General features: G+C 62.6%; 8 protein-coding genes. All 8 read right to left on the reverse strand.

The annotated features are described in order from the left end of the window. Positions 1 to 88 precede the first annotated feature (88 nt). The gene (locus AC3D25_RS08455; RefSeq protein WP_488887969.1) at positions 89 to 1,354 is read right to left on the reverse strand and encodes a YeaH/YhbH family protein; all 1,266 of its coding nucleotides are present in this window, start codon (positions 1,352 to 1,354) and stop codon (positions 89 to 91) included. A 212-nt stretch (positions 1,355 to 1,566) separates the two neighbouring features. Further along, positions 1,567 to 3,489: a PrkA family serine protein kinase gene (locus tag AC3D25_RS08460; protein WP_488887970.1), complete on the reverse strand. Its 1,923-nt coding sequence runs from the start codon at positions 3,487 to 3,489 to the stop codon at positions 1,567 to 1,569. Positions 3,490 to 4,257: 768 nt separating this feature from the next. Beyond that, on the reverse strand, positions 4,258 to 5,019 hold the full coding sequence (locus AC3D25_RS08465) for a 2-keto-4-pentenoate hydratase (protein ID WP_488887971.1): 762 nt from the start codon (positions 5,017 to 5,019) through the stop codon (positions 4,258 to 4,260). Between the two features lie 193 nt (positions 5,020 to 5,212). Continuing rightward, the gene (locus AC3D25_RS08470; protein ID WP_488887972.1) at positions 5,213 to 6,952 is read right to left on the reverse strand and encodes a methyl-accepting chemotaxis protein; all 1,740 of its coding nucleotides are present in this window, start codon (positions 6,950 to 6,952) and stop codon (positions 5,213 to 5,215) included. Positions 6,953 to 7,302: 350 nt separating this feature from the next. Next, complete coding sequence (locus AC3D25_RS08475) at positions 7,303 to 8,355, reverse strand: LacI family DNA-binding transcriptional regulator (protein ID WP_488887973.1); 1,053 nt, start codon at positions 8,353 to 8,355, stop codon at positions 7,303 to 7,305. A 415-nt stretch (positions 8,356 to 8,770) separates the two neighbouring features. Further along, the gene (locus tag AC3D25_RS08480; RefSeq protein ID WP_488887974.1) at positions 8,771 to 9,775 is read right to left on the reverse strand and encodes an ABC transporter permease; all 1,005 of its coding nucleotides are present in this window, start codon (positions 9,773 to 9,775) and stop codon (positions 8,771 to 8,773) included. Further along, positions 9,772 to 11,448, reverse strand: a complete 1,677-nt coding sequence (locus AC3D25_RS08485; protein ID WP_488889641.1) for a sugar ABC transporter ATP-binding protein — start codon at positions 11,446 to 11,448, stop codon at positions 9,772 to 9,774. Before AC3D25_RS08485 ends, AC3D25_RS08480 begins: the two co-directional genes overlap by 4 nt. Before the next feature lie 358 nt (positions 11,449 to 11,806). Further along, positions 11,807 to 12,772: a sugar ABC transporter substrate-binding protein gene (locus AC3D25_RS08490; RefSeq protein ID WP_488887975.1), complete on the reverse strand. Its 966-nt coding sequence runs from the start codon at positions 12,770 to 12,772 to the stop codon at positions 11,807 to 11,809. Between the last annotated feature and the right edge of the window lie 286 nt (positions 12,773 to 13,058).

Genomic DNA, 13,058 nt, shown 5'->3' on the forward strand with positions numbered 1-13,058 from the left:
CGTTCGAGCTTCGACGCCCCGTTTTCGCCTTCGGGCTGATCCGGTTCGAGGTGATAACCGCGTGCTTCGTTATTCAGATGCCGTGTCGTCATGCCGCCGCCTGTTGTTTTTCGAACAGTTCGCGGAACACCGGATAAATGTCCGCCGCCGATTCGACTTTCTTCATGGCGAGTTCAGGCGCGCTGTGCGCGAGCTGAGCGTATTCGACCCACAGATTCTGCTCTTCGGGCGCCACTTGAATATAGGCAAAATACCGGACTTTGGGCAGGATGTCGTCGGACAGGAGCTTCCGGCACTTCGGCGAATCGTCGGTCCAGTTGTCGCCGTCGGACGCCTGAGCCCCGTAAATATTCCATTCAGTCGGCGAATAGCGCTCGTCCATGATTTTCTTCATGAGTTCGAGCGCGCTGGACACGACCGTGCCGCCGCTTTCGGTGGAATGGAAAAAGGTTTCTTCGTCCACTTCCTCGGCCCGCGTGTGATGGCGGATAAACACCACTTCGATCTTCTCGTAGTTCCGGTTGAGGAACAGATAGAGAAGAATGAAGAAGCGCTTCGACAAATCCTTGCGCTGCTCGTCCATCGAACCGGACACGTCCATCAGGCAGAACATGACCGCCTTGCTCGACGGCGTGGGCTGCTTCACCCGATTCACGTAACGCAGATCGAACGGATCGATGAACGGAATGCGCGTGATCCGCCCTTTCAGGATCACGATATCCGCTTCGAGCCGCGCGATGTCTTCGGCATCGCCTTTCTCGTCCTTGAGCGTTTCGAGCTGGCGTTCCATCTCGCGCAACTGGCTGGATAGCGGATAGCCGAGCGCGATACGTCGCCCTAGCGCGCTGCGCAGTGACCGCACGACGTCGATATTGTTTGGCGTGCCTTCCGCCGCGAAACCCGCGCGCACATTCTTCCAGGTAGGCACGGCGAGCAGTTGCGTCTTGACGAGACGCGGCAGTTCGAGGTCGTCGAAGAAATACTGCATGAACTCTTCGCGCGACAGCTCGAACACGAAGTCGTCCTGACTCTCGCCTTCGTTGCTCGCGGTCTTGCCACCGCCACCGCCGCCACCTTGCGGCCGCGCGATCTTGTCGCCGCGAATGTAATCCGCGTTGCCCGGATGCACGAGTTCACGCTTGCCGCCAGGACCATGCCGAAACGACGGTTCCGCGATGTCCTTCTTCGGAATCGTGATGCTCTGGGTGCTTTGGATATCCTTGATGCTACGGTCGCGCACGGCGTCCGACACCGCGCGGCGAATGTAGTTTTTGACGCGGCGGAGAAACCGCTCGCGATTGGCAATGCTCTTGTTCTTTCCAGCTAACCTGCGGTCGATGATTTGATGCAGCACATCCAGTCTCCCGCGTTAGAAACGACGCTAAAGGCGAGGAAGCGAGGCGCTGCTCGCGCCGCTGCCGCGTGAGCGGCTGGCGCCGGGATTCACGCCTCGCTTGGGCGCTCGCGAGGCCCGGACCGGTCTTGAAGCTTAAGCTCCGATCCCGTTCCGGCGCGAGCCTGACACGTCGGTTATCACTGTTTCGTCACGACGCCGCGCGACGGCGATCAAGACGACTTGCGCACCCGCAGATACCAGTCGCACAAGAGCCGAACCTGCTTCGGCGTATAGCCCTTCGCGACCATGCGGTTGACGAAGTCCTCGTGCTTGCGCTGTTCTTCCGCCGATCCTTTAGCGTTGAACGAAATCACCGGCAAAAGTTCTTCGGTATTCGAGAACATCTTTTTCTCGATCACCACGCGCAGCTTTTCATAACTGATCCACGCCGGGTTCTTGCCGCCATTCGCCGCCCGCGCCCGCAAGACGAAATTCACGATCTCGTTGCGGAAATCCTTCGGGTTGCTGATGCCCGCCGGCTTCTCGATCTTTTCCAGTTCCGCATTCAATGCCGCGCGATCGAAACTCTCGCCGGTATCGTGGTCGCGGAATTCCTGGTCCTGAATCCAGAAGTCGGCATAGGTCACATAGCGGTCGAAGATGTTCTGCCCGTACTCCGAATACGACTCCAGATAAGCGGTCTGAATCTCCTTACCGATAAATTCAGCGTAGCGCGAAGCCAGCACGTCCTTGATGAACGACAGGTACTTCTGCTCCATCTCCGGCGGGAACTGCTCGCGTTCGATCTGCTGTTCGAGCACGTACATCAAGTGCACCGGGTTGGCTGCCACCTCGGTCGAATCGAAGTTGAAGACGCGCGAGAGAATCTTGAACGCGAAGCGTGTGGAGACGCCTGTCATGCCTTCGTCCACGCCCGCGAAATCGCGATACTCCTGATACGACTTCGCCTTCGGATCGGTGTCCTTGAGGTTGTCGCCGTCGTACACCTGCATCTTCGAAAAGAGGCTCGAATTCTCCGGCTCGTGCAGACGCGTGAGGACGGCCATCTGCGCCATCATCTTGAGCGTGCCGGGCGCGCAGACCGCTTCGGCCAGCGACGAATTGCGCAGCAACTTCTCGTAAATCTTGATCTCTTCGCCGTAGCGCAGGCAGTACGGCACCTTCACGACGAAGATCCGGTCGAGTAACGCCTCGTTGTTCTTGTTGTTGCGGAATGCCTTCCACTCCGACTCGTTCGAGTGAGCGAGAATCACGCCGTCGAAAGGAATCGCGCCGAATCCTTCCGTGCCCTTGAAGTTGCCTTCCTGGGTGGCGGTGAGCAACGGGTGCAGCACCTTGATCGGCGCCTTGAACATTTCGACGAATTCGAGCAAGCCCTGATTCGCGAGACACAGGCCGCCGGAATAGCTGTAGGCGTCGGCGTCGTCCTGCGAATAGGTTTCGAGCTTGCGGATATCCACCTTGCCGACGAGCGACGAGATGTCCTGGTTGTTTTCATCGCCCGGTTCGGTCTTGGCGATACCGATCTGACGAAGGATGGACGGATAGCGCCGCACCACGCGGAACTTGCGAATATCGCCGTTGTATTCGTGAAGGCGCTTGACCGCCCACGGGCTCAGAATGCCCTTCACGTAGCGGCGCGGAATGCCGTATTGCTCTTCGAGAATGGGACCGTCTTCGTCGTAGTCGAACAGACCGAGCGGCGACTCGTTGACGGGCGAACCCTTGATTGAATAGAACGGCACGCGTTCCATGAGTTGCTTTAGCCGCTCGGCAATGGACGACTTGCCGCCGCCGACCGGTCCGAGCAGATAGAGAATCTGCTTCTTCTCTTCAAGACCCTGAGCCGCGTGCCTGAAGTACGACACGACCTGCTCGATCACTTCCTCCATTCCGTAGAACTCGCGGAACGCCGGATACACCTTGATGACCTTGTTCGCAAACACACGCGATAAACGCGGATCGAGACGTGTGTCGACTTGTTCGGGTTCACCGATGGCCGTCAACATGCGTTCGCCCGCTGTTGCATACGTGGCAGGATCTTCTTTGCAGAGCGCGAGATACTCTTCGAGCGAGAATTCCTCCTCGCGGGTTTTTTCGAAGCGGGTCGCGAAACTGCTGTAGATATCCATGCTACCTCCTCGCCGAAGTCAGAAAGCGATGGCGTGCGCGGCGCGCCTAATCGAAACGACATCGCTTGAATTCATCCTAAACCCTTTCGAATTTTTTTTCACGCAATTGCGTTGCTGATTTACTTCGAACTATTCCTAGCTTGGTGGATTATTTTCGTTCACCTACAATCCTCAGTCCCGACTCGCGAAACGCACGCGGACACCTTGCGGGAAGCCTCCTCTACGACCTGCACCGCGACCTGCATTGCGACCTGCATGCGACCCGCACCGCGACCCGCGCTCAACGGGCACGCCGTTTGTTCAGGCGCGCCGGGCTTGTACTACACAAGGCTTGCAGCAGGTCGCAACGCCGCATCGCAGTCTCGGTCAGCACACGGCCAACTCATTGAATACGCGCGGAAACGGCGTTCCGATGCACCCGCGCGGGCGCAAATTTCATACATCGTGCGGGGCCGCACGTCCGGTCGTTCGCACAGGTCTCGATAGCCGGGATCGAATGCATATCGCGTTCGAATTCCACGCGCCGTAATCTTCGCTTACGCCTTTCACATTTACTCAAAGAGCGTGCGCGGCAACACGCGCGAATATCCCCGATACCCGCCGATACCCGTATTGCGCACGTGGATTTATTCAGCTCACGCCGGAGGTTTTGTTCAACGTGAAACGCGCGTGGGAAGACGCTCAAACCAACGGGCGATAGCGCCATGAATACGCGGTCGCAATCGCTTGCGACCGCGCATTCATGCCCATCGCGCTGGCCCGGGTGCGCTAGGCCAGCGTGAGTTCGATCTCGCCGATCCGGTCGATCCGGCCATGCACCACGCCCGGAACCTCGATCCTGTGCGCGCCGGTGTACGAACCCGTCGTGAGGGTCCAGAACGGCTCGACGGTGTGCCCGGTCTGCGAGCAATGATTGACGAACCAGACCAGCAGTTCGCGCGGATCGCCCGCCGGGTTGCCGGCCGTGCCGGGCACGATGGACACGCCATCGAGGGTCAGGTCGAGGGTCGGCGCGAGGAAGTCGAAGCCGGGCGCGATGACCGCGTAAGGCTCGAACTTGCCCGCGATCAGCGCGCCGTTGTTCTGCGCGTCGGCGAGTTGCGCGAGCGGCGCGAGATTCGGCCATTGCGCGAAGCGGCTGTCCACGATTTCGATCGCCACCGCGATACCGCCGATCGCCGCGAACACTTCCTCGCGCGTGTAAGGTTCGGCGCGCGGCGCGAGCGCGTGCTCGAACCGGAACGCGATCTCCAGTTCGACCAGCACGCGAAAGAACGCCTCGCGTTCGAGCTGCGCGGGCGACGCGTGCACGAGCGTCGCATCGATCGGCGCGGCGGCGGCCAGCGCGCTGGGCGAGCGCGCGCCGATCTTCCACGCGCCGATCCGCGCATTTTGCAACTGCAGGACTTCGTGCTGGATGGCGTAGGCGGACGCGGTATCGGCGGGAATGTCGGCGCTCGCGAGTTCCTCGATCATCGTGCGGTGGCGGCGGGCGTGCACGAGTTGCGCGGCGAGTGACGATGCGGTCATGGCGGATCTCCCCTTAGGATTGTCGGTGGCGCAGTGCCGCCAGTGTACGGGCGTCCAGGCCGATCCCGCGCGCACAACCTTCCCGCGAATAAAAAAACGCGCGCCGCGAGGTGACTCGCGGCGCGCGTTTCTCCAGGTTCAATCCCGGCCCGGCGCTTCAGGCGCCGGTTACGGCCCTTTGTTTAAAACACTTTCAGAAGGTTTCCCAGTCGCCGCTGGCCGCGACCGGCGCCGCGACGCGTGCGCTGACCGGCGCAGCAGCAGGTGCCGCGGTGACCGTTGCTGCCACCGGCGTCGCAACGCGCTTCGGCGCGGCCGCCGAAGCCTTCACCGTCACCGGCTGCGGGCGCTTCAGCGCGGGCGTGGCAACGGGCGTCGAGAAACCCGTACCGCTCTCGGCCACTTGGAACACCGACACCGCCTGGCGAAGCTTGCCCGCCTGATCTTCGAGCGACTGCGCCGCCGCCGCCGCTTCTTCCACGAGCGCCGCGTTCTGCTGCGTCACTTCGTCCATCTGCGTGACGGCGCGCGCCACCTGGTCGATCCCGCTCGATTGCTCTTCCGACGCCGCCGCGATCTCACCCATGATGTCCGTGACGCGCTGCACCGCGCCGATGATCTCGGTCATCGTGCGGCCTGCTTCGTCCACCAGCGTGGTGCCGGACTGCACGCGCTCGACCGACGTATCGATCAGTTCCTTGATTTCCTTCGCCGCCGCCGACGAACGCTGTGCGAGCGAGCGCACTTCGCCTGCCACGACCGCGAAACCGCGCCCTTCTTCGCCGGCGCGGGCCGCTTCGACCGCCGCGTTCAGCGCGAGAATATTGGTCTGGAACGCAATTCCCTCGATGATCGTGATGATGTCCGCGATCTTCGCCGAGCTCTGGTTGATATCGCCCATCGTGCCGACGACCTGCGCGACCACCGTGCTGCCCTTGTTCGCGATTTCCGAGGCGCTCGCGGCCAGCGCGCTGGCCTGGCGGGCGTTGTCGGCGTTCTGCTTCACGGTGCCGGTCAGTTGATCCATGCTCGACGCCGTTTCCTGCAGCGCGGAAGCCTGTTCTTCGGTACGCGAGGACAAATCGATATTGCCTGCCGCGATCTGCTTGGTGGCCGACGCGATGGACTCGCTGCCCGAACGCACGGTCTGCACCGTCGTGACGAGACTAGCCTGCATCTTCGAAAGCCCTTCCAGCAACAGGCCCATTTCGTCACGCGAAACGATGTTCACCTTATGACGCAGATCGCCCGCAGCGATCGCCTCGAAGTGGCCGAGCGCTTCGTCGAGCGGACGGGCGATAGCGCGGCGCAGCGACAGCCACGCGAACACGGCGGCTACCAGACCGATCACGATGGCCGAAATGCTCACGATCCGGAACGTGCCGAACGCGCTTTGAGCCGCACTAAAACCGGCTTCGGCGTTGTCGAACTGATATTTGCGCAATGCGTCGTCGGCAAGGGACAACTCGTTGTAGGCGGCCTGCATGGCCTTCGCCTGAACGATGATCTTGTCGTGATCGCCCGCCTTGATCGCGTCGAAGCCCGTATCGACTTCTTTTTGCAATTTCATGCGCTTGTCGTGCGACGCGTCGGCCAGTTGCTTTTCACCTGGACCGGACGGCAGTGCCGTGTATTTGCTCCAGAACCCTTCGGCGCGTTCGCGCATCTGGCGCGCACGGTCCATCTGGGCGGCGGCTTCGGCCGGGTCGGTCAGGAGCGCGGCGCGGTCGAATACGAGACGTTCGCGCGCGGCGTACAGCTCCGTGTTGCCAATCGCGACGGCGCTCGGCATCTGATTGCCGAACGTATCCTGATACGCGTCGTTCGTGCGGCTCATGCCGATCAGCCCGAGAACGCCGATCGCAACGAGGAGCGCGCCCAAAAATGCCATCGATATGCCGAGACGGGCCTTGATCGTCAAACTCTTGTTCATGATTTTCCTTCGCGGGACGTGTTGTGTAAGTGATGCTTCGGGTGCAGCCGTACGGTCATCCGCGTCGCCGGCCGAGGCGGCCTCATCGGGTCCGCTTATCCAGCTATTACGGCGTGGGAACGGCGCACTTGAGCAATTTCTTTTCGTGTGAGGAAACGAAAGATGTGAACAAGTGTGCTTTTAGTGGAAATCAGAGCACGTTTATTTCGTCAGTCAGGGACAACGCAGCACGGGACACGCGATACGCGAGAGACGCATCGGAAAAAGGCGGGAGAAGATGGAAGGCGGATGGAAAACGCGGAGCCTGAAGCGGCTCCGCGGGTGATTCAATTTAACTCAACGAGCGACGCTCAGACTTCGGTGACGCCGCGCGCAGTGCGTGCACGCAGCGGCGGGCGCGACGTCGACACCACCGCCGTCGATTCACGGTCGATCAACCGCGGCGCGACCACGCGGCGGCGCGTCGTGCCGCCGAGCTTGCCGACGATCCGGTCGATCAACGTTTGCGCGGCCATTTCGCCGAGTTCGCGCACCGACTGACCGACCGACGACAGCGCCGGATACGTGTAGCGGCTCAGTTCGATATCGTCGAAGCCGATGATCGAACAGTCGCGCGGCACGTTGATGCCGCGTTCGGCCGCTGCCCGCAACGCCCCGATGCCCATCATGTCGTTACACGCGAAAATCGCGCTCGGCCTGATGGTGTCGAACAGCGTCGACGCGGCCGTGTAACCGCCGGTCGCCGAGAAATCGCTTTCCACGATGGCGTGCGGTTCGATCTCGATCCCCCGCTCCGCCATTGCGCGGATAAAGCCGTGGACGCGCATCGCGCTGACCGCCGTGGCGATCGGCCCGGTGATGCAGCTGATATCGACGTGACCGAGTTGCAGCAGATGCCGGGTCGCGAGATACGAGCCTTTCTCGTGGTCGATCTGCACGAGATCGGCCGAGACGCCTTCAATATTGCGGTCGATGATCACGAGCGGCTCGCGCGAACTCGCGAGACATTGCGCGAGCACCGCGTCCTCGCCCGCCGAGGCGATCACGAGGCCGTCGATGCGCTTTTCCTGCAGCACGCGCAAATAGCTGCGTTGCTTCGCGGGATCGTCGTCGGAATTGCAGAAGAACACGCAGTAGCCGTTCTTCGCGCAGCCATCCTCCACACCGCGCGCCAGTTCCGCGAAATACGGATTGGTCGCGTTCGGCACGAGCAGCCCGATCGTCGCGGTGGAGCGCGCCTTCAGCGAGCGCGCGACCGCCGACGGCACGTAATCCAGTTCGCGGATTGCGCGCTCGACTTTCGCCCGGACATCCGCCGAAACGGGCCGGGAATTATTCACTACGTGGGAGACCGTCGTGAACGACACTCCCGCAATGGCTGCCACGTCTTTAATCGTCGCCATACTTCGTCCTTCTCTAGCTTTGGTCCTGCTTCTTTGCTCTTTTAATGGTGGGCAGCGCGTTATCCACGCCGCTCACGCGTTTGCAACCGGTCAGACCGGCCACGTACACGGCAATACACCCCGACCGTGCTACTGCTTGCCTACACGCTTATGCGCCTGCTTGCCGCTGGATTTTCGCCTGCCCGGCGTCTGCTTGAGCCTGCTCTCGCCTGCTCCCAGCTAATTCGGCCTTGCAACCCGCTTTACCACAGCTTCCAGTCCTGTATAACGCCAAAAAAGCGCCCTTATTTAGTCTATTTCCACAATTTTCTACACAAATTTATGCCGGTGCGATGGGAAGGCTCCGTTTTCAATGCCCTTCCCGCCTCGCGCTGGCTCGGCTTATGCGCCGTGTCCTGCATAAAATACCAACGGATTAGATGCGCGTCCGTCGGCTACGGTACGTATCCAGCACGACGGCCACCACGATCACCGCACCGGTGATGATCCGCTTGGTCGGCTCGTTCGCGCCGATTTGCGCCAGTCCCGCCGCCAGCACGGAAATGATCAACACGCCGAAAAACGTGCTGATGACCGAACCGCGCCCGCCCATCAGGCTCGTCCCGCCGATCACCACCGCCGCGATCACCTGCAGTTCGAGGCCGGAGCCCGCGTTCGGATCGGCGGCTTCGAGCCGCGAAATCTGGAACAGCGACGCGAGGCCGGCGAGCGCGCCCATCAGCGCGAACACGACCACCTTGTACGGACGCGGATTGACGCCCGCGAGCCGCACCGCTTCCTCGTTCGTGCCGATCCCGACCAGATAGCGGCCAAAAACGGTTCTGGTCAGCACGAGTTGGGCCAGCACCATCACGGCGACCGCGATCAAGAACGCGGGCGAGATACCGAAGGCGATCGGATTCGAAAGAAAATCGAAGGCATCGCCGATATACGCCGTGCGCGAATTGGTCATCTGGTAGGCGAGGCCGCGCGCCGCTTCGAGCACGCCGAGCGACACGATGAACGACGGAATCCGCCAGGCCACCGTTACCAGCCCGGTCACCGTGCCGGTGAGCGCGGCGGCGGCGAGGCCCAAGAGCGCCGCCGGAAACGCGCTCCAGTGCCACTGCAGCGCCGCGACGCTCACGACCGACGCCCCGAGCGCCAGCACCGAGCCGACCGACAAGTCGATCCCCGCGATGATCAGCACGAAGGTCATTCCCACCGACATCACGACGAGATCGGGAATCTGGTTCGCGATCGTGCTGAACGTGTCGTAGGTCAGGAAATGCGGACTGAGCGCCGAAAAGAGCGCGATCATCGCCGCGAGCGCGCCCGCGAGCCCGAGATAGTTCGAAAAGCCGAGCCGCGTGCCCGCGGGCTTCGCGCTCACGACTGCCGCGTCCGGCTTGTTTCCGGATTGTTCCGGTTGCGTCGTCATTCAGTGCTCCTGGTGTCCGCGGCGGTGCCCGCGTCGGTGTCCGCGCCGGTGCCCGCGCCGGTGCCCGCGCCGGTGCCCGCGCCGGTGTCGGGCGCCTTCGCGTCGGGCTCGATCGGCGCGGTGAGGATCGCCTCGCGATTCGCGTAGCCGGCGAAAGCGGCGGCCAGCAGCGCATCCTGCGTCCAGCCTTCCCGCTCGAACACGGCGTTCATCCGCCCGGCCGACATCACGCCGATCCGGTCGCAAATCAGCATCAGTTCGCGCAGGTCGCTCGACACCACGACCAGCGCCCGGCCTTCGCGGGCGAGCGCGCCCATCAGGCCGTAAATATCGAATTTCGCGCCGACGTCGATGCCGCGCGTCGGTTCGTCGAAGAGCAGCACGCGGCAATCGCGCGCGAGCCACCGGCCGATCACCACTTTCTGCTGGTTGCCGCCCGACAGTTCCGATACCGGCTGCGCGGGACCCGAACTGCGGATCCGCATCGCGTCGATTTGCCGCCGCGCGAGCGCCGTTTCCCGCGCGCCGTCCACGACGCCGTGCGCCGACACCGCGCGCAAATTGCCGAGCGAAATGTTCGCGGCGATCGGCTGCGGCAGCAGCAAGCCTTCGCCCTTGCGGTCTTCGGTGATCAGTGCAATGCCGTGGTTCACCGCGTCGGCAGGCGACGCGATTGCCACCGGCTTGAGCATATGGCCGTTCACCACTTCCACCGTGCCCGCGTCCGCCCGGTCCGCGCCGTAGATGAGCCGCATCAGTTCCGTGCGCCCCGCGCCGATCAGCCCGCTGATGCCGAAAATCTCCCCCGCGCGCACCGAGAACGAGACGTCGCGCACGACCTCGCCGCGCGTCATGCCGGTCACTTTGAGCGCCGTATCGCCGATCCGCCGCTCGCCCAGATCGATCCGCTCGCCGATATCGCGGCCCACCATCAGGGTGACGATCCGGTCGTTCGAGAGGCCCTGCATGTCGCCGGTATGCACGAGCCGGCCGTCGCGCAACACGGCCGCGCGCTCGGCGACCCGGCGCAATTCGTCCAGCCGGTGCGAAATGTAGACCAGCGCGACGCCGCGCGCCTTCAACCGGTCGATCTGCTCGAACAGCAGGTCCACCTCGCGCGCGGTCAGCATGGCGGTGGGTTCGTCGAGGATCAGCACACGGCAATCGCCGATCAGATTCCGCGCGATTTCCACCATCTGCTGATGCCCGATGCCGAGGCCGCCGACCAGCGTATCCGGATGGATCGCGTCGAGTCCGACCTGCGCCATCGCGTGGCGCGCCTGCTCGCGCAGCTTCGTCCGGTCGATCCAGCCCGGCCCGCGCCACGGCAAACGGTTCAGGAACAGGTTTTCCGCCACCGACAGCGTCGGCAGAAGATTCAGTTCCTGCATCACCATGCGCACGCCGAGCGCTTCCGCGTCCTTGCGGCTCGCGGGCGCGTAGGCCGCGCCGTTGAGCGTCATCGTGCCCGCGCTCGGCACGACCAGCCCGCCGACGATCTTCGATAGCGTGCTTTTGCCCGCGCCGTTCTCGCCAGTGAGCGCGAGCGCCTCGCCCGCGCGCAGATCGAGCGAGACGTCCGCGAGCACCGGCTCGGCGTAGGTCTTGCCGACCCCGCGAACGGTCAATACGGTAGAAGCATCGGCAGTGACAGGTTGAGCGTCGTTCTGCATCATGTTCCTGGCGGTACGCCCGCCGGTCGGCCAGCCACCGCGCGCGGCGGTGACCGGTGATAAGCGGTGTGCATGAGAAACGCTGACGGCGCGTTTAGCAACGGCTGGGAACGCGTCGTCCCGTGCCGCCGGCTGTCCTGATCCATACGCTCGTCAGTGCTTTATCGGCGGCCCGGCGCGAAACTTGAGCATTCATATGAAGAGAAATCGCGCCCCGCGAAACGCGTATCCGGGCGCGGGGAAAACGCCCGGCGTCGCGTTCGGCCGTGGTTTCGCGCCTCGTTTTGCCGCTCATTTGCGGCTTTCGCGGAAGCCGATTGAAAGCCGTCGGGAGCCGCAAAACCGCGCATGCAGGCGCTTATTTCTTCACGACGAGATCGACCGGCGTTTCCACGACGCCCGACAGTTCCGACTGCTTCTTATGGCCGGAAAGCGCCTTGAGCGCGGTATCGATGCCGAAAACCGCCTGTTTCGCCGCGTATTGGTCGGCGGTGGCGAGAATCCGGCCATCGGCGAGCATCGGCTTGATTGCATTGATGTTGTCGTAGCCAACCACTTGCACCTTGCCCGCGCGGCCGGCGGCGCGCACGGCCGAGACCGCGCCGATCGCCATGTTGTCGTTGCCGCAGAGCAGCGCCTTCACGTTCGGATTGGCGGTCAGGATTTGCGAGGCGACGGCGTTGCCTTTGTCGATTTCCCAGTCGCCGGATTGCAGCGCGACCACTTTCATGCCGCCCGCGGTCATCGCCTCCTTGAAGCCGGCTGTGCGTTGCTGCGCGTTCGTGGTGGTGGAAACGCCTTCGATAATGCCGACTTCGTCGCCGGACTTGAGACGCTTAGCGAGGTAATCGCCCACTTTCTTTGCGCCCTTCGCGTTGTCCGGGCCGACAAACGGCACGTTCAGATCCTTCGATTTCAGGACGTCGGGATCGAGCCGGTTATCGATATTCACGACGATGATGCCCGCATCCACCGCTTTCTTCACGACCGGCACGAGCGCCTTGGAATCGGCGGGCGCGAGGACGATGGCATCGACTTTCGAGACGATCATCTGCTCGACGATACGGATCTGGTTGGCGGTGTCGGTTTCGTCCTTGATCCCGTTGGTGATGAGGTCGAACATGTTCGGGTTGTGCTGCTGATACTCCTTCGCGCCGGTCTCCATGGTGAGGAAGAACTCGTTGGCGAGCGACTTCATCACGAGCGCGACTTTTGGCTTTTTCGTGCCTTGCGCGAGCGCCTCGGTGATCGAAAGCGGCAGGATGGCGACTGCCGCGAGCGCAGCCGTGGCGCGCAGCACGCGCCGTCGAATGATTTTGTTCATGCGGATCTCCGTTTTTATCGGTGTTCGAGTTTTTGAGCTTTTTGGGCAGCCGGGGTTGACGCTGGCAGCGTTTTTTTGGGGTTCGGGCGGCGGTTGCGACGAACGGACGTGCCGCCGGGTGCCCGAACTCTGAGCGTGGCGGAATCGACGCGTTGCTGCAATTGCTGTCGGCCCTAGTGCGGCACGTTGTGTGCCTGGGTTGGGTTGGGTTGGGTTTGGGTTTAGGTTTGGCTTCGGTTCCGTTTGGTTTCACCCACTGACTTTTTTGCGCTTTCAGGGAACTTGC

The sequence above is a fragment of the Caballeronia sp. SL1002 genome, from assembly GCF_057814995.1.

What these genes read in the sequence shown, in the direction of transcription:
- AC3D25_RS08460 (WP_488887970.1), bottom strand. Translation starts at nt 3,489, where the DNA reads ATGGATATCTACAGCAGTTTCGCGACCCGCTTCGAAAAAACCCGCGAG.
- AC3D25_RS08465 (WP_488887971.1), bottom strand. Translation starts at nt 5,019, where the DNA reads ATGACCGCATCGTCACTCGCCGCGCAACTCGTGCACGCCCGCCGCCAC.
- AC3D25_RS08470 (WP_488887972.1), bottom strand. Translation starts at nt 6,952, where the DNA reads ATGAACAAGAGTTTGACGATCAAGGCCCGTCTCGGCATATCGATGGCA.
- AC3D25_RS08475 (WP_488887973.1), bottom strand. Translation starts at nt 8,355, where the DNA reads ATGGCGACGATTAAAGACGTGGCAGCCATTGCGGGAGTGTCGTTCACG.
- AC3D25_RS08480 (WP_488887974.1), bottom strand. Translation starts at nt 9,775, where the DNA reads ATGACGACGCAACCGGAACAATCCGGAAACAAGCCGGACGCGGCAGTC.
- AC3D25_RS08485 (WP_488889641.1), bottom strand. Translation starts at nt 11,448, where the DNA reads ATGCAGAACGACGCTCAACCTGTCACTGCCGATGCTTCTACCGTATTG.
- AC3D25_RS08490 (WP_488887975.1), bottom strand. Translation starts at nt 12,772, where the DNA reads ATGAACAAAATCATTCGACGGCGCGTGCTGCGCGCCACGGCTGCGCTC.